This window comes from Nocardioides marmorisolisilvae, from assembly GCF_003725775.1.
Lineage (GTDB): Bacteria > Actinomycetota > Actinomycetes > Propionibacteriales > Nocardioidaceae > Marmoricola > Marmoricola marmorisolisilvae.
This window is the reverse complement of sequence record NZ_RJSG01000001.1, coordinates 293608-312829: the sequence shown is the minus strand read 5'-3', so window position 1 is coordinate 312829 and position 19222 is coordinate 293608. Positions and strand designations below refer to the sequence as shown.

The window sequence follows — 19222 nt, the reverse complement described above, 5'->3', positions numbered from 1 at the left end:
TGACCGAGCAATTGAGCGAGCCTGTCGTGCCTGCGTCCCGCCGATCCTGGGTCGTCCCGGGGGTCCTCGTCGTCCTGCTGGTCGCACTCCTCGCGACGTTCGTGGTGCTCCGGTCGCACCGCGGTCGTGACACGGACCCGGGCATGCTGGTGGCCGCGAAGCTCGAGGCCGACAACTTCTTCAGCCTCGACTACCGGCACGCCGACAAGGACGTCGACCGGGTGCTGACGTTGGCGACCGGTAAGTTCAAGAAGGACTACTCCGCCCGTCGCCAGGAGGTCGTCGACGGCGTGGTGAAGAAGAAGCTCGTGGTCTCCGCCGCGATCCCGCAGGACGGCACCGCGGTCGAGCTGATCGACGGTGACCGCGGCCAGGTCCTCATCGCCGTCGACGTCACCACGACCACGACCGACGGGGCCAGCACCGTGAACCGCTACCGGGCCCGCATCGCCCTGTCCAAGGTGGGCGGCCACTGGCTCGTCTCCGACCTGAGCCAGGTCGGGTGATCGCGGTGGTGCGCAAGATCCTCATCGGAGTGCTCGCCGTGCTGGTGCTCGCCTCAGGCGGTCTCACGATCCGCGAGCTCAAGCACGACGAGCCCGCAGTGGTGCAGCCCAAGGTCCTCGACGACGGCCGGTACCGCGTCGGCACCGTCGGCGGGACGGACGAGATCGCCGCGGTGAAGGCCGCGAGCAAGGCGCTCCCGGTGGCGCTCTCCTACGACTACCGCTCGCTCGACAAGTCGCTGGCCGCCGCGACCAAGCTGATGACCCCGTCCTTCGCGAAGGAGTTCGGCTCGACCTTCGACAAGACCACCAAGGCGATGGCGACCGAGAAGCAGGCGATCACCAGCGCGCTGGTGCGCGGGGCCGGCATCGTCGGGTCGGTGCATGGCGACAAGGCCACGGTGCTCGTCTACCTCGACCAGGTGCTCGTCTCCAGCAAGGCGAAGAAGGCCACCGACCCGCTGAAGGTCAGCCAGAACCGGGTGCACGTCTCGTTGCGCAAGGTCGACGGGACCTGGCTCGTCTCCGACATCGAGCCGTTCTAGCCACGAACCCAGGAGGAGCCGGATGATCACCCAGAGCCGCCCGTACGTCGGACGCTGGCGTACCCGAGCCCTGGAGATCGCCGGAGACGGTCCGGTGCTGCTGCTCCTGCACGGCTTCGGCGACCACGCCGGAACCTGGCTGCCGGTGCTGACCGAGCTCCAGCAGAGGGGTCAGCGGGCGGTGGCGCTGGACCTGCCGAACTTCGGCGAGGCCGACCCGGTCGGCGACGGCCCGATGCTGGAGTCGCTGCACGAGTTCGTCGCTGCGGCGGTGGAGCAGTGGACCGAGGACGGGGTCCCGCCGGTGGTGGTCGGCAACTCGCTCGGTGGCGTGATGGCGCTGCGGATGGGCGCGGATCCCGACGTCCCGGTCTCCGGGGTCGTGCCGGTCTCGCCTGCCGGGTTCGGGCACGTCTGGTTCATCAACGCGCTGGAGAAGTACAGCTGGGTGAACCCGTTGCTGTTCACCCCGGTCGTGCCGATGCGGCTGTTCCGCTACCTGACCGCGAACGGTTTCGCCTGGGCGGCCGCCGGCTCCTCCGGGGTGGTCCGGGGCGTCTCGCGGGCGATGGCGGCCCACTTCCGCTCGGGCGCTGACGTGAAGCGGATCTTCGGCGTGGCACCGACCCTGCTCGCCGAGATCCGGGCGTGGTCCTCGTACCTGCCGCCGGTGCCGGGACCCTGCCTCATCATCTGGGGCCGGGGTGACCGGCTGACCCTGGTGGCGGGTGCTGCGGTGCTCTCCGCGCAGGTGCCGCACGCCGAGGTCGTCATCCTCGACGACTGCGGTCACTGCTCCCAGGTCGGTCGCCCGGATCGGGTCGCCGAGCACCTGGCGCGGTTCGCGGCCGCCACGGCGGTCGACGTCCGCACCAGCTGACGCCCGGTCACGCTGAACGCCAGTCCTCCGGAGGCCCGTCGGGGTACTGCTCCATGCCGGCCCGCAACCGGGCCGCGAACGCGTCGAAGGCGGGCCGCGGCCAACCCTCGGGTGGTGCCGAGGACCCGATCGCGGTCACCCGGACCCCCGGCAGCTGCTGCGGCGGCGGAGGAGCTTGTTCCCCGAACCGGGTCGCGACGTCGACGAGACGGCGCTCCGCGGCCTCGACGTTCCCGGTCAGCCAGAGCGCAGCCGTCAGCAGGGGCGTCAGCCGGACCGGCCCGTTCCCGTCCTCCAGCTCGTAGATCACCGCGTCGAGGCTGGTCCGCGCCTCCATCCAGGGGAGCCCCACCTCCCGTGCGGCGCGAGCCACCTCGGCGAACACCTGCGCGTTGCGGTCGTGGGACTCCGCGGCGACCAACCACCGGTCCCGCTCCTGCGCGCCGGCACCGTCGAGCAGCGTGACGAGCCTCGTGCGGATGGTGTCCTGCGGGTAGGGGTTGCGGGTCGTGGCGCCGGTCAGCGTCCGGGCCAGCGCGTTCACCCGCTCGTGGACCACCCCGACGTACGGCTGCAGCCTCCACTGGTGCGGCAGTCCGCGGTTCGCCGCGAGCGCCAGCAGCCCGTCGACGCGCGGAGCGAGACGGCGGGTGTAGAAGTCACCAGATCTCTTGCGCCAGCCGTCGTCGACAAGCGTCGACTTCGCGTTCGGGACGGGGCTGGACACGCGGACAGCGTACGAACCCCGGGCCATGTCTAGTCCATTTCGGGTGCTCTGGGCGATTTACGACACTGTGCAGGTTCCGCTCCTACGATCGGCGGGATCGGCCCCGAACCTTGCGGGGCTCAAGGGGAGTCGTCCATGCAGCCGGGCAACGGGACAACGCAGCCACCGGCGTCGGCGAGAGGTCGCCGGGCCAGGTACGTGGCGCGCCATCGCACCTCCCGGACCCGCCGACTGATCACCGTCGCGCAGGTCGCGGCGCTGGTCCTCGGACTCGCGATCGTGCTCGTCCCGGCCGAGGCGGGTGCGGCCGGAACGCCGTACACGTTCATGGAGGAGAAGTTCGACGGCGCGACCTTCCCGCCGACCGATTGGGAGCTCACCAGCGGTGACTGGACCCGCAGCTGCAGCCCGGTCCCGCCGGGTGGCGGCTGCGCCGCCGTCGCGACCGTGACGTCGCCGGACTTCGCGACCACGGAGATGCGGTTCAACCCGAGCACCCAGATCCCCGCCAACCTGGAGAACGCGACGCTGACGTTCACCTCGAACTTCGACCCGGGCGCGACCAGCTCGGGCGACTTCGTCAACGTCTACCAGCCGCTCGTCGGCAGCGACCTCGGCGATCGTCGGCTGCTGTTCGACTTCACGAACTCCGGCGACGCACCGGGTCAGTCGGTGACCCACACGATCCCGCTGGACCACTTCAACCTGCCCCTGGACTTCCGCTGGTCCTCGGCCGGTGACACCGGTGCGTCCCCGAGCAAGACCTGGGCGATCTCGGACGTGAAGATCTCCGGGACGCTGCCGGCCACGGCGTACACCCTGACGGCCGACCCGATCCCGAACACGACCTACCCCCACGTGGTCGCCGGTACGCCGGTGACGATCACGCTCTCCGGCTCCTCCGACCCGGTCGGGGACACCCTCAACTTCGCCATCACCGAGCAGCCGCACATCGGCACGCTCGGAGCGATCACCCCGGTCGACGCCACCCACGCGAAGGTCACCTACACGACGGGCGCCACCGACTGCCCCGATCCCGACGGAGTCGCCGGGTTCCTCTGCATCGACACCTTCAAGTACAAGGCGACCGACGCCGCCGGCAACGAGAGCACGCCGGTCAGCGCGACGCTCGACGTCCATCCCGGCGGGGCCGGCGGGCAGCAGGTCTCGATCAGCGCGCCGACGTCGACCAGCTACGTCACCATCGGCCAGGGCGGGCAGCCGACGCAGGCCGGCGACCTCACCGGCCAGGTCTCGCTGGTGCCGGCCGGGTTCCCGGACGCCGTCGAGATCCACCTGCACGTGGACACCGGCACGATCGACCTGCTCAACGCCGACGCCTCCGGCGTGACCTACATGAACGGCACCGGCAACAACAGCGCGGACGTCCAGTTCAAGGGCAGCATCGCCAAGGTCAATACCGCACTGGCGATGTTCCTCTACCACCCGCCGGCCGGAACCACCCCGACCGCGACGATCGACCTGTACGCCGCCGACCTCGGCCCGACCGGGCAGTCCGGGTTCATCGTCCAGGACCACAAGACCATCACCGTCAACGGCGTCGTCAACGTCCCGCGTCCGGTGCTGACCATGCCGACCGGACCGCTCTCGATCGCCAGCAACGCAGGTCCGCTCGCGTTCCCCGCCGGCGCCGCCACTGGCATCAGCTTCGTCGACGGAGGCGCGACCTCTTCGACCAACGACACCGTCTCGCTCAGCGTCACCGGCGGCAAGCTCTCGCTCCCGGACAGCGACACCACCGGACCGACACCGCTGGTGACCGTCCTGTCGAACCCGAGCGGGATCCAGATCACCGGCAAGGTCGACGACCTCAACACCGCCCTGACCCATCTGACCTTCGATCCCACGAACGTCGTCTCGTCCCCCGTGACGTTGAGCGGTTTCGTCTCAGACCCCGACACCGGGCTCGTCTCGCAGTCGGCGAACGCCTCGATCACCGTGGTGCAGGCGCCGTGGCTCTACGGGACGACCTCGACCGGGACGCTGCAGAACGTCCCGACCACGATCTTCCTCTGCGGTCGCGGTCCGTCCGGGGCGCAGCTCTCGTACACGATCACCGGCGGCCCGTCCCACGGCACTTTCGTCGCCGACCCGTCGGCATCGGCGGCGACCTCGGGCTGCAGCATCAACCCCGACACGCTGATCTCCGGCTACACCTACACCCCGACGACCGGGTACATCGGGGCGGATCGCGTCGACTATCAGATCACCGATGCGAGCACCGGGCTGAGCACGACGGCCTCGGTCGACATCACGGTCCGCGCGCACACCAAGCCGACGGCGTACGCGGTCTCCGCCTCGACCCGCCAGGACGACCCGGTCGACGTGACGCTGTGCGGCACCAACCCGGACCCGTCGCCGGTGCTGAGTTTCGAGATCGTCAGCTCGCCGGGCTCCGGCACCCTGATGCCGAAGGGCACGCCGGCTCTGAACACCTGCAGCAACGGCGACACCGCCTACACCTACACCTACTTCCCGAACGCCGGCGCCTTCACCAGTGACGGCACCGACGCCTTCAGCTACCGGGTCAGCAACGGCGCGGTCAGCGATCCGGTCAACGCGACCATCACCGTGGCGACCCGGACCCCGCAGATCGCGGTCGTTCCCCTAACGGTGAACGAGAACAGCTCGATCGGCTTCATGATCTGCGCGACCCAGCCGAACGGTCCGCTCACCTTCGACACCGTCGGGCCCTCGCACGGCACGCTGGACAGCCAGGCCGCCGCCACCAGCGCACCGTCGTGCCCGTCGGGCTACAACTCCGCGAAGTACCAGCGCTACGTGCCGACGCAGTACTACTCGGGGTCGGACCTGATCGGCATCACCGCCACCGACGGCAGCTACACCTCGCACCAGGCGCTCTACCCGATCACGGTCAACTTCGTGGAGATCCCGCCGACCGCGGACCCGAAGACGTTGACCGTCCTCGCCGGGCAGAGCAGTTCGGTCATCCTGACCGGCAGCTCGGTGCACAGTCTCCCGCTGACCTTCCGGGTCGTCTCCGGGCCGACGCACGGCACGCTCACCGGCACCCTGCCGAACCTGACCTACACGCCGTCGATCGCCAACGGCACCGACTCGTTCACCTACGTCGCCAACGACGGCACCGCCGACGGAGCGCCGGCCACCGTCCAGATCACCGTCACCTCGCCGTCGCTCTCGACCGCCGTCTGCCTGCCCGGGACGACCGAGATCGGTCCGGACCAGTACCCGTGCGTCTCGGACCTGCAGCAGGTCCCGGACGGCAGCGGCGGCACCACCGGCCTGGCGCACACCTCGGGCGCCCGCGGTGCTCGCCAGTACGTGCAGTACAAGGTCACCAACAACTCGGCCCTGGCCGACACCGTCACCCTGACCGCCCCGGCCGGCAGCAACGGCTGGACGACGAACTACGCGATCGCCGGAGCCGACCGCACCGCCGACATCACCGGCGGTGGGGTGGCGGTCCCGCTCGCAGCCGGCGCCTCGGCGTACGTCCGGGTCACGGTGTTCGCGCCGCAGAGCTTCCCGGCGCCGCCCTCGTTCCCGATCACGGTCCACGCCGTCTCCGGGAACGCCGCCCTGGTCACCTCCGACCAGCGCTTCCTGGTGATGGACGGGACGTCCTCGCCCTCGCCGTCGCTGACCCAGGGCGACGGCACCGGGCGCGTGACCTGGCCGGCGTTCTTCACCGTGGCGCCGGCGATGGTCGCGGGCGGGCCGGACGGTCGTGCGGTGCTCGAGCCCGGCATCACCGGAACCGGGGACAACACGTTCACGATCAAGGCGGACGTGCAGTCCAAGCCCAGCGACCTCGGGTTCAAGGTCATCCTCGGATCCGCGAACGACGTGACCAGCCAGGTGCTGGCCGGCACCCTGACGCTGCAGTGCTACGCCGACATCGGCTGCCCTCCGCTCAAGGTGGTGCTGACCCCGGGCAGCACCGGCGGTCCGGTCTCGGTGCTGTTCACCCAGACCTCGACGATCGACGGCCAGCAGTCCTACGCGCTCCTCGGCGCGACCGTCGCCGGCTCGGTCGGGCCGGACTTCTACACGACGCCGCCACGGCTGGGCATGAGCGTCTTCGAGCCCACGCCGAGCACCCAGGTGATCAGCGCCCCGGTCCAGGAGAACCACTCCGCGACCCAGCGGGTGTTCCTGCGGACCGTCGGCGACGTCACCGACACCTTCACCGTGAACGCTGCGGTCACCGGAAGCGGCGCCGTCACGATCAAGGCCACCGCCCCGGCGCTGTTCGGGCAGGAGGGCAACCCGGTCGACGTCACCACCGCGATCCGCAACGGCACCTTCAAGCCGACGCTGGCCAACGGTCAGGAGGTCGTCCTGTTCGTGACGACCGCGGCCGGGGCGACAGCGGGTACGGACGCTGCGGACGTGGTGCTCACCGCGACCTCGCAGCTGGCGCCGACCAAGGTGGACTCCTTCGCGGTGCAGTTCCCGACCTACAGCTACCGGCCGGACGAGATGCTCACCACGTCCGACGGCACGGTGGTCGGGGCCAACGTCTACGAGACCGGCACCGGCAGCGGCCAGTCCGCCTTCTTCACCACGACGCTGTCCCCGCGCGACATCAAGGTGACCTTCGCCGACCGGGGCGCCGGACCGCAGCCGAGCGCCGACTCGGTCGTGGTGAAGGCTCCGGGATCGACGGCCGACTTCGACCTCTCCTACCGGCTGGTCAGCGGCTCCAGCTCGACCGACGTGACCGACAAGGTCACCGGAGGCGGGCTGACCGTCTCGCTGCGACCCGGTACGCCGACCCTGGTGATGTCGGCCGCGTCGTCGCAGACCTCACGCACCGGTCGTCCCGGCTACTTCACGATCTCCGCGACCTCGGTCGCCTCCGGGCTCGCGGACGCGGTGCAGGTGCAGCTGCTCACCACCGGGGCGAGCCAGCTGCGCTTCGGGGGACTGCCCCAGGCCGAGCCCGACGACATCACCCAGATGGTCGCTGCCGACGGGTTCTCCGACCGCACCGCGCCGATCAAGCCGGCCGGGTACGCCCCGGGCGTCCTGTACGGCGCCTACCCGGACCCGTCGGGCCAGAAGTTCGTCTACGACTCGGCCTACGACGACTTCGACGTGCAGATCGCCTCGCAGTACCTGACGAAGGTCAGGCACCGCCTCGTGGTCTCGGCTCCGAGCCTGACCCAGCGCACGACCCCGGCGTGGCAGCGCGACGTGTTCAGCAGCACCTACCGGAACAGCGGCGACATCCAGCGCCCTGCCAACCCGCTGGCCGACGACGGCGTCCACCCGCGCTTCACGGTCAACGGGGTCGACGTGACCAAGGCCGTGCTGGCCGGCACCTGGACGACCGACCCGATGCTGTCCGGGGACACGGTCAACCTGCACGTCTCGTTCTCGCCGGCTGCCGGTGACTCGCGTCGGTACGCACCGCTGGCGATCACGCTGCTCAACGACGACACCGGTGACGTCGAGGACGTGCTCAGCTTCGGTCTGAGCTCGATCGTCACGTGCGACGACGACTCCTTCGGTCAGAAGCGGATCAAGGTCGGGACCAAGCACCTGAACTTCCGCTCCTACGACCGCACCAACGGCGGCGCCGAGTGCTTGCAGCACCTCACGCACAGCTGGATCACCAAGCTGCCGATGGTGTTCAGCTCGGACGAGGCGAGCCCCGACGACGCCCCGAAGGGCCTGTGGCTGCTCCCGCAGGCCGGGTCGATGATCCGCGTCGACACCGACACGCTCGACGTCACCAGTCCGCTGGCCAAGGGGTACGTCGACACCGCGCTGCTCGGCGAGGACGGGCTGCCCGACCCGACGACGTACCGGGTCTACAACTACCTCGGCACCTACACCGGTCTGACCTGGCACACGGCCGACGGCAAGAACGGGCTCGAGGTCGGGGACAGCACGATCCTCGCGCCATCGCCGTTCCCGCTGATCAAGCCGGCGCAGTCCGGGTGGCCGGGCAACACCATGGACGCCAAGCGCTACTTCCAGGTCCAGACGACGACCGGTACGCCGGTGATGGTCGGGACGATGCGGGTCAACCAGCCCTGGTTCCACGGCGACGTCAACCTGGTCATGCCGGTCGACAACGACACCGGGCTGGTCCTCGACTACGCGGCCCCGCCGGACCTGACCGCCACGCTGCCCGGCGACGACTCGACCGAGTCCTACGGCATGTTCTGGACGGTGCGCAAGGACGGCGTGGTCACCCAGGGCGGTTGCCTCGGGTTGCCGCCGGCGTTCTTCAACCTGCTCGGGCTGGACAAGTCGAAGTGCATCATCTCGGTGACCACGGTCTTCCGGCCGATCCCGAGCGACCCGAGCGTCGAGGCGAAGATCGCGCAGATCACCTTCGCCCTCAAGGTGGTCAAGTTCGAGGTCGGCACCCCGACGTTCAACCTCAAGGACCTCAGCGGCGAGATCGACCTCGACCCGACGTCCGGCGACGTCACCAAGGTCGTCGCGAACGCGAACTTCGGGGTCGGACCGGTGACGCCCTGCTACGCGGCCCAGAAGGCGCGCCCGGCCGGCACGGTGGTCAGCTACACCCAGAAGGCCCAGGACCAGCTCTGTCCGAAGAACTACTTCGGTTTCTCCACCGAGATCACCTTCCAGCAGGGCGGTTTCACCTCGGCGAACTCGACGACCGGCTACGGGATCAAGTTCGTCGGCACGCTCACGTTCCTCAACCTGGTCCAGCTCGCGAGCGTCGAGGCCGACATCTCGACCTCGCCGTTCAACTTCCACTTCGCGAACAGCCCGATCGACCTGTCCGTCGATGCGGGCATCCCGATCAAGGCCAACATCACCCTGGAGGGTGACGTCGGCGAGCTCGGCTTCGACATCGGGATGAAGGGCAGCATCTCGGTGATGGACCAGGAGATCGCCAGCGCGTCTGGCATCGTCTCCACCAAGGGCATCGGGATCTGTGGTGGGCTGGCGGGCGTGAGCGTCGGATTCGGTCAGCCCTGGGACAGCGACCCCACCTTCTACCCGAGCGGCTGCACCACCGACCAGTTCAAGGTGACCTCGTGATCCGGCGTCTCCTCGTCGGCGCGGTGCTGCTGCCGCTGGGCGCGCTCCTCGTCGGCTGCCAGGCCGGCTCCGACATCGTCGTGCAGCCCGACGGCTCCGGCACCTACTCGACCATCGTCACGGTCGACGGCCCCGCCGGCGACGCGCTCTACACGTCGGCGGTCAAGGCCGCGGAGAAGAGCGGGGTGCCGCTGAAGGTCGCGCACTACACGAGCGGCACCGAGTCCGGCGCGAAGATCACCTGCGCGTTCCGGTCGCTGGACGACCTCGCCGCGATGGCGACGAAGCTCAGCGGTGCCGACACCGGACTCGGAGGCGTTAAGGTCAGCCGCGGTGAGGACGGCTGGACCTTCGTCGCCACTCCGGACGGCGGCCTGAACCGGCCGGCGGGAAGCACCGAGACGGGCTCGACCGGCGGCGACATCGACGCCGGCAAGCTGGGCGGGCTGATCCACATGTCCGTCCAGGTCGAGCTGCCCGGCTCACCGGGGGTGACCAACGCGACGGCGGTGACCAACACCGCGACGACCTCGACGTTCCGGTGGAACCTCGAGGTGGGCCGCGAGGCCTCCGACCTCCAGGCCGCGACGCACTTCGTCGGCGACCAGGGCTCGGTCGAGCTCGCGACCGACCTCACCCCGCTCGGGTCGCACGCGGGTGACGACGGCGGGTGGCCGACCTGGGCCTGGGTCGCGCTGGCGGTCGGCCTGCTGGTCCTGCTGGCCCTGGCACTGCTCGTCCTGAAGCGGCGGCGGACCGCGCCCGACCCCGAGGTCCCCGTCGCCGAGGATCCGGACCTCAGTACCTGACCGACAACCGGCAGGCGGCCACCCCGTCCTCGTCGACGTGCGGTGGGTCCGTGGTCGCGATGGTGAAGTCGACGGGCAGGTGCATCGTGCCGTGCACCGGAACGGATCCGCCGGTCGATCCCACCGGCACCGAGGTGTTTTCGTCGGCGTACGCGGTGACGGTGACCGCCACCCGCTTCCGCGTGCCGGCGTCGCCGGTGATCACCAGCTTCGCCGTGACCGCGCGGCGCTGGGCGTCGTAGACGCAGGCCGGGTGACCCTCGCTCTCCCGCCAGGTCACGTGCAGCGGGGCAGGCGGTTCGGACTTCCCGCAGGCGCCGACCAGTCCGGTCGCGCTCAGGGCGAGCGCGACGAGAAGGACCCGCCTCACCTAGCGGACCCGCGCGAACTTCCGCTTGCCGCGGGCCGAGATCAGCCGGACCATCCGGTGCAGTGCCTTGCTGCGGCGCTTCGTGTACGGGTACCAGTTGAGCTCGTTCTTCGGCGTCATCTTCGCGGTGGTGATCGCCTTGGCCCGGCAGTACTTGCGGATCGCGGCCTCGCCCCCGAAGCGGCTGCCGATGCCGGACTCCTTCCAGCCGCCGTGCGGCAGCGCGGTCGCGGACAGGTTCGCGAGCACGTTGTTGACGTTGACCGCGCCGGCGTCGAGACGTCCGGCGATCTCCAGCCCACGCTCCTCGTCGGTGGTCCACACCGACGCGGACAGGCCGTACTCGGTGTCGTTGGCCAGGCGGATCGCCTCGTCCGCGTTCGCCACCTTCATCACCGGGATGGTCGGCCCGAAGGTCTCCTCGCGCATGCAGGACATCGAGTGGTCCACGTCGACCAGCACCGTCGGCTCGAAGGAGTAGCCCTCGCTCCCGCGGTGACCGCCGTTGAGGACCCGGGCGCCGTTGGCCACGGCATCGTCGACGTGGCGCTGCACGATGTCGACCTGAGCCGGGGTGGCCATCGAGCCGACGTCGGTGCTGCCCAGCGGGCCGGGGCCCTGGCGCAGCTCGGCGACCTTCGCGGAGAGCTTGGTGACGAACTCGTCGTAGACCGGCGCCTCGACGTACACACGCTCGACCGAGACGCAGACCTGCCCGGAGTTGAACAGCCCGCCCCAGGCGGCGCCGTTGACCGCGCGGTCGATGTCCGCGTCCGCGAGCACGATCATCGGGTCCTTGCCGCCGAGCTCGAGGCTGTAGCCGATCAGCCGGCCGGCGGCCTGCTGGGCGATCTTGCGGCCGGTCGCGGTGGATCCGGTGAACTGCACGAAGTCAACGACGTCGACCAGGGCCGCGCCGGTCTCGCCGGTCCCGGTCACCGCCCCGAAGACGTCGGGAGCCCCGATCTCCTTCCAGCCGTCCAGCGCCCGCACGATCGAGAGCGGAGTGACCTCGCTGGGCTTGATCAGCACGGCCGCGCCCGCGCACAGCGCCGGGGTCACGTCCATGAACGGGCCGGCGATCGGGAAGTTCCACGGCGTGATCACGCCGACCAGCTGGTGCGGGGTGTACTGCACCGACAAGTTGCTCGAGGCGCTGGTCAGGTTGTGCGGCTTGCGCTTCTCGGTCGCCAGCGCGGAGCCCGCGATCTTGGAGAAGTAGTTGATCAGGTCGGTGGCCATCCCGATCTCGATCAGCGCCTCGTGCCGGACCTTGCCGGTCTCCAGCTGGAGCAGGTCGGTGATCTCCTCGCCGTTGTCGAGCAGCCAGTCCCGGTAGGCCGCGAAGAACGGCGCGCGGCCGTCGGCGCCGAGGTCCTGCCAGGCCGCCTGGTTCGCCCGGAGCTCGGCTGCCCGGGCAGCCACGGCCGCTGCGTCGAGGGCCGGGACGGTGCCGGCGATTCCTCCGTCCGCGGGAGCGTTCACCTGGACGACGGGGGTGTCAGCGGTCTGCGTCATGGGGTCAGTCTGGCCGCGCTCCCGGGTGCGGTCCATGGCCGGAACGCACAAAATCGCTGACCGCCGAATTCGCGGCTGCCATGATGACGCGCGTGAGCAAGCAGCAGGCAGCGCCGTTCGGGTCGGTCCTGCTCGGCCCGGCGACGCAGACCCCGCAGCGGTTGCGGGTGCGGCTGCAGCTGCTGCTCACCACGATGCTGGTGGTCACCCACCTGATCGGCGCCGGGGTGGTGCTGGTCCTGTCGCTGTTCGTGCTGCCGACCCAGTCGCTGAACCACCGCAGCCTGGTGGCGCTGGCGATCAGCGTCCCGACCTACGTGGGCGTCGCGACGGTGGTCGGCGGGTTCTGGGGGACGATCAGCAGCCTGCGCGGGCTGCGCTGGATCCTGGAGGGGCGCTCGCCGACGTCGAAGGAGCGGCGTACGGCGCTGCGCATCCCGATCCGGCTGACCCTGATCCAGGGCCTGCTCTGGACCGGTGGCGTCGTCGTGTTCACCCTCGAGGCACTCGTGCTGCAGCCCGACCGCGCCCTGGGCACTGCGTTCTCCATCTTCATCAGCGGCCTGGTGGTCTCCACGATCGCGTTCCTGGAGACCGAGTTCGCGCTGCGCCCGATCGCGGCGCTCTCGCTCAAGGGCCAGGCCCGCCGCCGCCGGGTCGGCATGACCGGTGTGCAGGCCCGGGTGCTGCTCTTCTGGGGGATCGGTACGGCGGCACCGGTGGTCGGCCTCGGCGTCGCGGCCATCGTCGCGCTCACCAGTGACGAGATGTCCAAGGACCGGCTCGCGATCATCGCGCTCGCGCTGTGCGGGATCGTGCTCATCTTCGGGCTGCTGGTCACGGTCCTGAACGCGCGCGCCGTGGTCGCACCGATCACCACGGTGCGCTCGGCGCTCGAGCGCGTCGGGAAGGGCGACTTCGAGGCCGAGGTGACGGTCTTCGACGGCACCGAGCTGGGTCTGTTGCAGGCCGGCTTCAACGACATGGTCTCCGGTCTGCGCGAGCGCGAGGCGCTGCGCGACGTCTTCGGCCGGCACGTGGGGCGCGACGTCGCCGAGGCTGCTGCGGCCGGAAAGTCCAGCTCGGCGGGGAGACCCGGGTCGTCTCGGTGCTGTTCATCGACCTGATCGGCTCGACGGCGTACGCGACCGAGCGTTCACCGCAGGAGGTCGTCGACACCCTGAACCGGTTCCTGGCGGTCGTCGTCGAGGAGGTCAACCGGCAGGGCGGCTTCATCAACAAGTTCATGGGAGACGCGGCACTGGCGATCTTCGGAGCGCCGGTGGCGACCGAGGACCACCCGCTCGCCGCGCTGATGGCGGCCCGGGCGATCGCGGTGCGACTCCACGAGGAGGTCTCCGAGATCCAGGCCGGGATCGGCGTCGGCACCGGCGAGGCGGTGGCCGGCAACATCGGTGAGGAGTCGCGGTTCGAGTACACCGTGATCGGCGACTCGGTGAACGCGGCTTCGCGACTCTGCGACCTGGCCAAGACGGTGCCCGGCCACGTGCTGGTCGCCTGGGACGCGGTCGCGCAGGCACCGGCCGAGGAGCAGGCCTACTGGGAGCCGGCCGGGGACCAGGTGCTCCGTGGTCGCTCGCAGCCGACGGCTACCGGTCGGCTGCGGGCTGTTGCTGGTTGAGCTCGCCCGCTAGTGCTGGTTGAGCTCGACCGCTATCGCTGGTTGAGCGCGACCGTTATTGCTGGTTGAGCTTGTCGAAACCCTTCCCCGGCAGCACCAGCAGAACGGCCAGCACCAGCGTGGCCCCCAGGCTGGTCAGCTCGGCGACCTTGTCGAAGCTCGTCAGCCCGGACAGGTGCCGGGCGTGGAACAAGAAGTGCGGCGCGCTGAAGACGGCCCAGGCGGCTCCGGCCAGCCGGCAGCTGCGGAGATCGCCCCAGGCGAGAGCGAGGAGCGCGACCGCGGCCAGCGCGAGGTACGCGGCGCCGACGTCGGTGACGAAGTGCTCGTTGTACGGACCGGTGACCGCGGTCCAGTGGTGCCCGGCGCCGGGAAAGCTGTCGTAGAAGGACCGCGGTCCGATCAGCGCCCAACCGCCGACGAAGAGGCCCTGGAGGAGCAGGACCAGGACTCCGACCTTGCGTGCGTTGCTCACGCCTGCGCCTCCAGCCACTCGTCGAAGGTCTGCCTCCCGAGGGTCGCGCCGTCGCCCGGGACCAGACCGCCGTTGCGCATGCCCTTGCCGGCCTTGCCCGGCAGGAACGCCGTCATCACCGGTCGACGTGATCCGCGCTTGCGCAGCACCCGACGGGTCATCGACGGGACGCTCTCCTCGCGGGGTCCGCGCAGGTCGGGGACGCGACCCTGGGGGACACCGCCGGCGATGCGCGCCAGCTCGGCCGCTACCTCGGACGCCGCCACGGGGGCCGAGGTCATCTGCGGCACCAGCAGCACCGGTCCGATCGAGGGTGCGCGGTCGATCATCTGGGCGCCGAACTCGTGGAACTGGGTCGCGCGCAGGATCGTGAAGGGGACCTTGCCGTCCTCGACCGCGTGCTCCTGCGCGACCTTGCCGACGTAGTAGCCGAACGGGATCTCGTCGATGCCGACGATCGAGAGCAGCACGTGGTGGCGCACGCCCGCGGCGTACTCGGCCTCGAGCAGGGTGCGGGTCGTGGTGGTGAAGAACTCGGTCGCCCTGCCGGCGGCCGAGGTCGCAACGCTCAGCACGTCGACGACGGCCTCGACCCCGTCGAGGCTGTGCTCGAGCCCGCTACCCGTCATCAGGTCAACGCCGGCGGCGCGGGCGAGGACCACAACCTCGTGGCCTGACGACCTCAGCTGCTCGACCAGGACTGATCCGACGACACCGGTGCCACCGGCGACTGCGATCCTCACGGGTCGAAGCCTGCCACGCTGCTCGGACCGGGTCACCGGGGGTTCCGGCACGGTGAAGTTTCAAAGCGACAAAGGGTATGCAAGAGGAGTATTTCAGGCGTACCGTCCATTTTGGACGGAGATCGTCCGCACGGGGACTCGGGGGTGCGGAGTATCAGCCGGCAGGGGACGGGCGAGTGGGCGCTACGAAAAACCGGACACGAACACGACTGGGACGGCTGGCCGCTCCCGGGATGGCCCTGTTCATCGGAGGGCTTTCGATCGCTTTCGCGTTCATCGCCGCCGACGTCAACAAGACCCAGGAGCAGCAGCTTCTGACCGAGCGGGCGGGCGAGCTGTCCTCCCTGCTGAGCGTGAGCACCTCGGAGACCCGTTCGGTGCTGCTGGTCGCGGGCTCCTCGGGCTCGACCCCGGACGCCGCGAAGAGCTTCGCCGCGGTGACCGCCGCGATGACGAGCACGGGAACCTCGACGATCAGCCTCGCGCGCCGGCAGGGCTCCGGGTACGCCGTCGTGCGCAGCGCCGGACGCACGGCGCCGGCTCCGGGCACGGCGGTCTCGCCCGAGGTCACGCAGATGCTGGCGCGGGCGACGAAGGCCAAGGACATGGTCTCCGGCGTGGTCGACCTCGGCGGGAGCAAGCACATCGTGCTCGCCCTGGCGGTGGCGACCGATCCCGGAAACGTCGCCTTCCTCGACTCGGCGCTCGGTCCGGCCAGGCCGACGCCGAGCGCTGCCGGATCGCCGTTCCGCGAGCTCGACGTCGCGGTGTACGCCGGCGCGACGGTCGATCCTCGCCAGCTGCTGCTGGTCTCCGGCGACCTCCCGCACGGAACCGTCGTGACCAAGCAGTTCCAGGTCGGGACCTCCACCTGGTCGATCGCCGCCTCGGCCCGCGAGCCGCTGATCGGCACCGTGGCCTCGGCGTTCCCGTGGCTGCTGGTGGGCGGAGGCCTGCTCACCGCCGCGGTCCTGGGCCTGCTGATCGAGACGCTGGTACGTCGCCGCGAGTACGCGCTCCGGCTCGTCGACGAACGCACCCGGCTGCTCGTCGACGCTCAGGCCGAAGCCGAGCGGGCGAACGTGGCGAGGGAGGAGTTCTTCGCCTCGGTGTCCCACGACATCCGGGCGCCGCTGACCGCGATCATGGGCTTCACCGAGATGATGTCGATCGCCGAGCCGGACGAGCAGGACGTGTTCGTCCAGCGGGTGCGCAGCAACGTCGCGACCCTCGGCGTGATGGTCGACAACATGCTCGACCACGCGCGCCTGCAGGCGGGCGCGCTCGAGGTCCAGCTCGAGCCGCTGTGCCTCAAGGAGCTGGTCGAGGACTGCCTGCGCGACCTCGAGCCGGTACTGACCTCGCACAAGATCGCCGTCACCGGAGCACCGGTCATGGTGATGGCCGACCGGTCGCGTTCGGGCGGGTGCTGGCGAACATCCTGGTCAACGCGGTCCGCTACTCGCCGGCGGGCTCGCCGATCGACGTCGAGCTCAGCGAGGACCACCGGCTGGGCCGCGTCACCGTCGCCGACCGGGGCCGGGGCATCGAGGAGGCGGACCTCGCGACGATCTTCGACGAGTTCGCCCGCGGCTCCAGCGTGAAGGGCGACGGCGGCTCCGGGCTGGGTCTGTTCAGCGTGCACCAGCTGGTCACCGAGCAGCACGGCACGGTCGGGATCAGCAGCACCCCGGGCGAGGGGACCACGGTCACCATCGAGCTCCCGCGGGTGGCCTGACGCCTGCTGAAACAGGCGATTGCGTGATTCGAACATATGTTCGATCATGGGTGGATGTCCACCGTCCAGCAGCTCCAGGAGCGCATCCGCAGCATGCAGGACGGGGTCCCGCGCCAGCCGTTGCCGACGCACCCGGCTCTCGAGGGGCTGCTCCAGCTGCGGACCGGGGGAGCCTATGAGGTCGACAGTGCCGGGCTGGCCATCGCCCTGCTCTCCGCCCCCTCACGTGAGGGCTCCTGGTCCGCCGTGGTGGGAGCGGCCGACTTCGGGGTCGAGGCCGCTGCCGAGCTCGGGGTGGACCTGACCCGGACCGTCCTGGTCCCCGACCCTGGCGAGCACTGGCTCGAGGCGACCGCCGCCCTCCTCGACGTGGTCTCCGTCGTGCTGCTCCGCCCGCCGCCCGGGGTCGGGGAGAGGACCGCGGGCCGGATCGGTGCACGGCTCCGGAAGCGGTCGGCGACGCTGATCGCGTGGGGTCGCTGGCCCGGCTCGGAGGCACGACTGTCGGTCGAGTCCTCACACTGGATCGGCGCCGACCGTGGGCACGGCCGGCTCACCGACCGCCGGCTGGTCGTCTCCGTCGCGCGCGGATCGGCGCCGCCCCGACGCGTCGAGCTCGAGCTCGCGCCCGGAGTCGGTCTGAGGCGGTACGGGTTTCGACAAGCTCAACCCACAGATGAGCCACTTCGGGGGGTGGGCTGATGCGCGTCCTGGTGGTCTGGTGCCCGGACTGGCCGGTGGTCGCCGCCGGTGCTGGCCTGGGTCCGTGCGCGGTGCTGACCCGGAGCGCGGTGGTGGCCTGCAACGAGGCCGCGCGCGAGCAGGGCATCCGGCGCGGCATGCGCCGTCGCGACGCCCAGGCGCGCTGCCCCGAGCTGGTGCTGCTCGACGCCAATCCCGATCGCGACGTACGAGCCTTCGAACCGGTCCTGGCCGCTGTCGAGGCGCTGCGACCCGGGGTGGCGCCGCTGCGGCCGGGGTTGCTGGCGATCAAGGCTCCCGGACGTTTCTACGGCGGTGAGGAGTTCGCCGCGGCCACCATCGCCGAGAAGCTCGTCGGGACCGGGATCCACGACGTCCGGATCGGGATCGCGGACGACCTCTTCTCCGCCGAGCAGGCAGCGCGCCTGGCCGATGTCCAGGGATGGCGGGTGATCGAGCGCGGGGGATCGGCCGCCTTCCTCTGCGCGCTGCCCGTCGACGTCCTCGACGACGCTGACCTCGTCGGACTGCTCCAGCGCCTCGGGCTGAGCTCGCTCGGTGACCTCGCCGCTCTTCCGGCCCGGGACGTGCTGACCCGGTTCGGCGCGTACGGCGCCAAGGTGCACCGACTCGCCCGCGGGGTCGACCTGGTCCAGCCGGCATCGCGCACGCCCCCTCCCGACCTGGTCACCGAGGTGGTCTTCGAGCCGGCGATGACCTCGGTCGAGGCGATCAGCTTCAGCGTCCGCCGCAAGGCCGAGGAGTTCATCGCCGGGCTGGCCCAGCACGGTCTCGTCTGCACCGCGCTGCGGGTCGAGGCCGAGGGCGACGACGCCAAGCGCTCGCTGCTCTCGAGCAGGTCCTGGGTGCACTCGCGCTGGTTCAGTGCCGTCGACGTGGTGGACCGGGTGCACTGGCAGCTCCAGGCGAGCCCGAGCGGTGCGCTGGTCGGAGCGCCGGTGGGGCTGGTGCGGTTCGTGCCCGAGGTGGTCGAGCCTGCCGCGGCCCACGCCGACGGTCTCTGGGGAGGCGGGACCGACGAGCTCATCGACCGAGGTGTCGCCCGGGTCCAAGCCATGCTCGGCTACGACGCCGTGGTGGTCCCGGTCCGGCAAGGCGGTCGGTCGCCGGCGGACCGTCAGCTGCTGGTGCCCTGGGGTGAGCGACCGAGCGCGGTCCGGTCTCCCGACCTGCCCTGGCCGGGGTCGATCCCCTCTCCTGCGCCGACCCGGGTCTTCGTCGAGCCGTGGGCGACGGCGGTCATCGGCGAAGGCGGCCGCCCGGTCACCGTCACCGATCGCGGCGTGCTCACCGGCGTGCCGGAGCGTTTCCACACCGGAAGCGGGTCGGGCTGGCAGCAGGTGCAGGACTGGGCAGGCCCGTGGTCGGTCAGCGAGCAGTGGTGGGAGTCGTCCGAGAGGCCGGGTGCCCTGGTGGCCCGCTTCCAGATCGTCGGGGTCGATGGCAGCGCCTGGCTGATGCGCTGCGACGGCGACCGCTGGTGGACGGAAGCCGCGTATGAGTGAGGAAGC

Annotated in this window: 15 protein-coding genes and 1 pseudogene; 11 read left to right on the top strand and 5 right to left on the bottom strand. The window is 70.5% G+C overall.

What is annotated here, in order from left to right; translation table 11 throughout:
• The first annotated feature begins 26 nt into the window (after nt 1–26).
• Genes EFL95_RS01610 through EFL95_RS01600 form a run of 3 tightly spaced genes read left to right on the top strand, consistent with a single transcriptional unit; the run spans nt 27 to nt 1931 of the window.
• Complete coding sequence (locus EFL95_RS01610; protein WP_123232307.1) at nt 27–506, top strand: hypothetical protein; 480 nt, start codon at nt 27–29, stop codon at nt 504–506.
• A complete protein-coding gene (locus tag EFL95_RS01605) occupies nt 503–1051 on the top strand; it encodes a hypothetical protein (protein WP_123232306.1) in 549 nt (182 codons plus the stop codon). Before EFL95_RS01610 ends, EFL95_RS01605 begins: the two co-directional genes overlap by 4 nt.
• Nucleotides 1052–1073: 22 nt before the next feature.
• Nucleotides 1074–1931 carry an alpha/beta fold hydrolase gene (locus EFL95_RS01600; protein WP_123232305.1) on the top strand — a complete coding sequence of 286 codons (858 nt, stop codon included), beginning with the start codon at nt 1074–1076 and terminating at the stop codon, nt 1929–1931.
• A gap of 7 nt (nt 1932–1938) precedes the next feature.
• On the opposite strand, the gene EFL95_RS01595 is transcribed toward EFL95_RS01600, so the two are convergent.
• Nucleotides 1939–2658, bottom strand: a complete 720-nt coding sequence (locus EFL95_RS01595) for a hypothetical protein (protein ID WP_148044936.1) — start codon at nt 2656–2658, stop codon at nt 1939–1941.
• Nucleotides 2659–2856: 198 nt separating this feature from the next.
• Between EFL95_RS01595 and EFL95_RS01590 the strand changes: the two genes are divergently transcribed.
• The gene (locus tag EFL95_RS01590) at nt 2857–9693 is read left to right on the top strand and encodes an Ig-like domain-containing protein (protein ID WP_123232303.1); all 6837 of its coding nucleotides are present in this window, start codon (nt 2857–2859) and stop codon (nt 9691–9693) included.
• Nucleotides 9690–10502 (top strand): hypothetical protein, encoded by an 813-nt coding sequence (locus tag EFL95_RS01585; RefSeq protein ID WP_123232302.1) that lies wholly within the window; start codon nt 9690–9692, stop codon nt 10500–10502. The genes EFL95_RS01590 and EFL95_RS01585 overlap by 4 nt, the downstream gene beginning before the upstream one ends.
• Here the strand turns inward: EFL95_RS01585 and EFL95_RS01580 are convergent.
• A complete protein-coding gene (locus EFL95_RS01580) occupies nt 10492–10872 on the bottom strand; it encodes a hypothetical protein (RefSeq protein WP_123232301.1) in 381 nt (126 codons plus the stop codon). The two genes, EFL95_RS01585 and EFL95_RS01580, sit on opposite strands and share 11 nt — an antisense overlap.
• Complete coding sequence (locus tag EFL95_RS01575; protein WP_123232300.1) at nt 10873–12390, bottom strand: aldehyde dehydrogenase family protein; 1518 nt, start codon at nt 12388–12390, stop codon at nt 10873–10875.
• Nucleotides 12391–12482: 92 nt separating this feature from the next.
• Here EFL95_RS01575 and EFL95_RS19670 point away from each other — a divergent pair, with 92 nt between their 5' ends.
• Nucleotides 12483–13517, top strand: coding sequence for a HAMP domain-containing protein (locus EFL95_RS19670; RefSeq protein ID WP_221176281.1), 1035 nt, complete (start codon nt 12483–12485; stop codon nt 13515–13517).
• Nucleotides 13499–14032 carry an adenylate/guanylate cyclase domain-containing protein gene (locus EFL95_RS19665; RefSeq protein WP_221176280.1) on the top strand — a complete coding sequence of 178 codons (534 nt, stop codon included), beginning with the start codon at nt 13499–13501 and terminating at the stop codon, nt 14030–14032. The genes EFL95_RS19670 and EFL95_RS19665 overlap by 19 nt, the downstream gene beginning before the upstream one ends.
• Before the next feature lie 55 nt (nt 14033–14087).
• On the opposite strand, the gene EFL95_RS01565 is transcribed toward EFL95_RS19665, so the two are convergent.
• Nucleotides 14088–14507: a hypothetical protein gene (locus tag EFL95_RS01565; RefSeq protein ID WP_123232299.1), complete on the bottom strand. Its 420-nt coding sequence runs from the start codon at nt 14505–14507 to the stop codon at nt 14088–14090.
• Nucleotides 14504–15250, bottom strand: a complete 747-nt coding sequence (locus EFL95_RS01560) for an SDR family oxidoreductase (RefSeq protein ID WP_123232298.1) — start codon at nt 15248–15250, stop codon at nt 14504–14506. The genes EFL95_RS01565 and EFL95_RS01560 overlap by 4 nt, the downstream gene beginning before the upstream one ends.
• Nucleotides 15251–15327: 77 nt before the next feature.
• On the opposite strand from EFL95_RS01560, the pseudogene EFL95_RS20105 reads away from it, so the two are divergent.
• The 4 genes and pseudogenes from EFL95_RS20105 to EFL95_RS01540 form a co-directional block, all read left to right on the top strand.
• A pseudogene (locus EFL95_RS20105) lies at nt 15328–16518 on the top strand (sensor histidine kinase); the annotation flags it as partial.
• 38 nt (nt 16519–16556) lie between these two features.
• A complete protein-coding gene (locus EFL95_RS19800; RefSeq protein ID WP_123232296.1) occupies nt 16557–16988 on the top strand; it encodes a sensor histidine kinase in 432 nt (143 codons plus the stop codon).
• Nucleotides 16989–17042: 54 nt separating this feature from the next.
• Nucleotides 17043–17690, top strand: a complete 648-nt coding sequence (locus EFL95_RS01545) for a hypothetical protein (RefSeq protein WP_148044935.1) — start codon at nt 17043–17045, stop codon at nt 17688–17690.
• Nucleotides 17690–19216, top strand: a complete 1527-nt coding sequence (locus EFL95_RS01540; protein ID WP_123232294.1) for a DNA polymerase Y family protein — start codon at nt 17690–17692, stop codon at nt 19214–19216. Before EFL95_RS01545 ends, EFL95_RS01540 begins: the two co-directional genes overlap by 1 nt.
• Nucleotides 19217–19222 lie beyond the last annotated feature (6 nt).

Bases quoted from the DNA above. Each gene is read 5' to 3' on its own strand.
- EFL95_RS01600 (WP_123232305.1), top strand. From the start codon at position 1,074: ATGATCACCCAGAGCCGCCCGTACGTCGGACGCTGGCGTACCCGAGCC.
- EFL95_RS01545 (WP_148044935.1), top strand. From the start codon at position 17,043: ATGTCCACCGTCCAGCAGCTCCAGGAGCGCATCCGCAGCATGCAGGAC.
- EFL95_RS01575 (WP_123232300.1), bottom strand. From the start codon at position 12,390: ATGACGCAGACCGCTGACACCCCCGTCGTCCAGGTGAACGCTCCCGCG.
- EFL95_RS01540 (WP_123232294.1), top strand. From the start codon at position 17,690: ATGCGCGTCCTGGTGGTCTGGTGCCCGGACTGGCCGGTGGTCGCCGCC.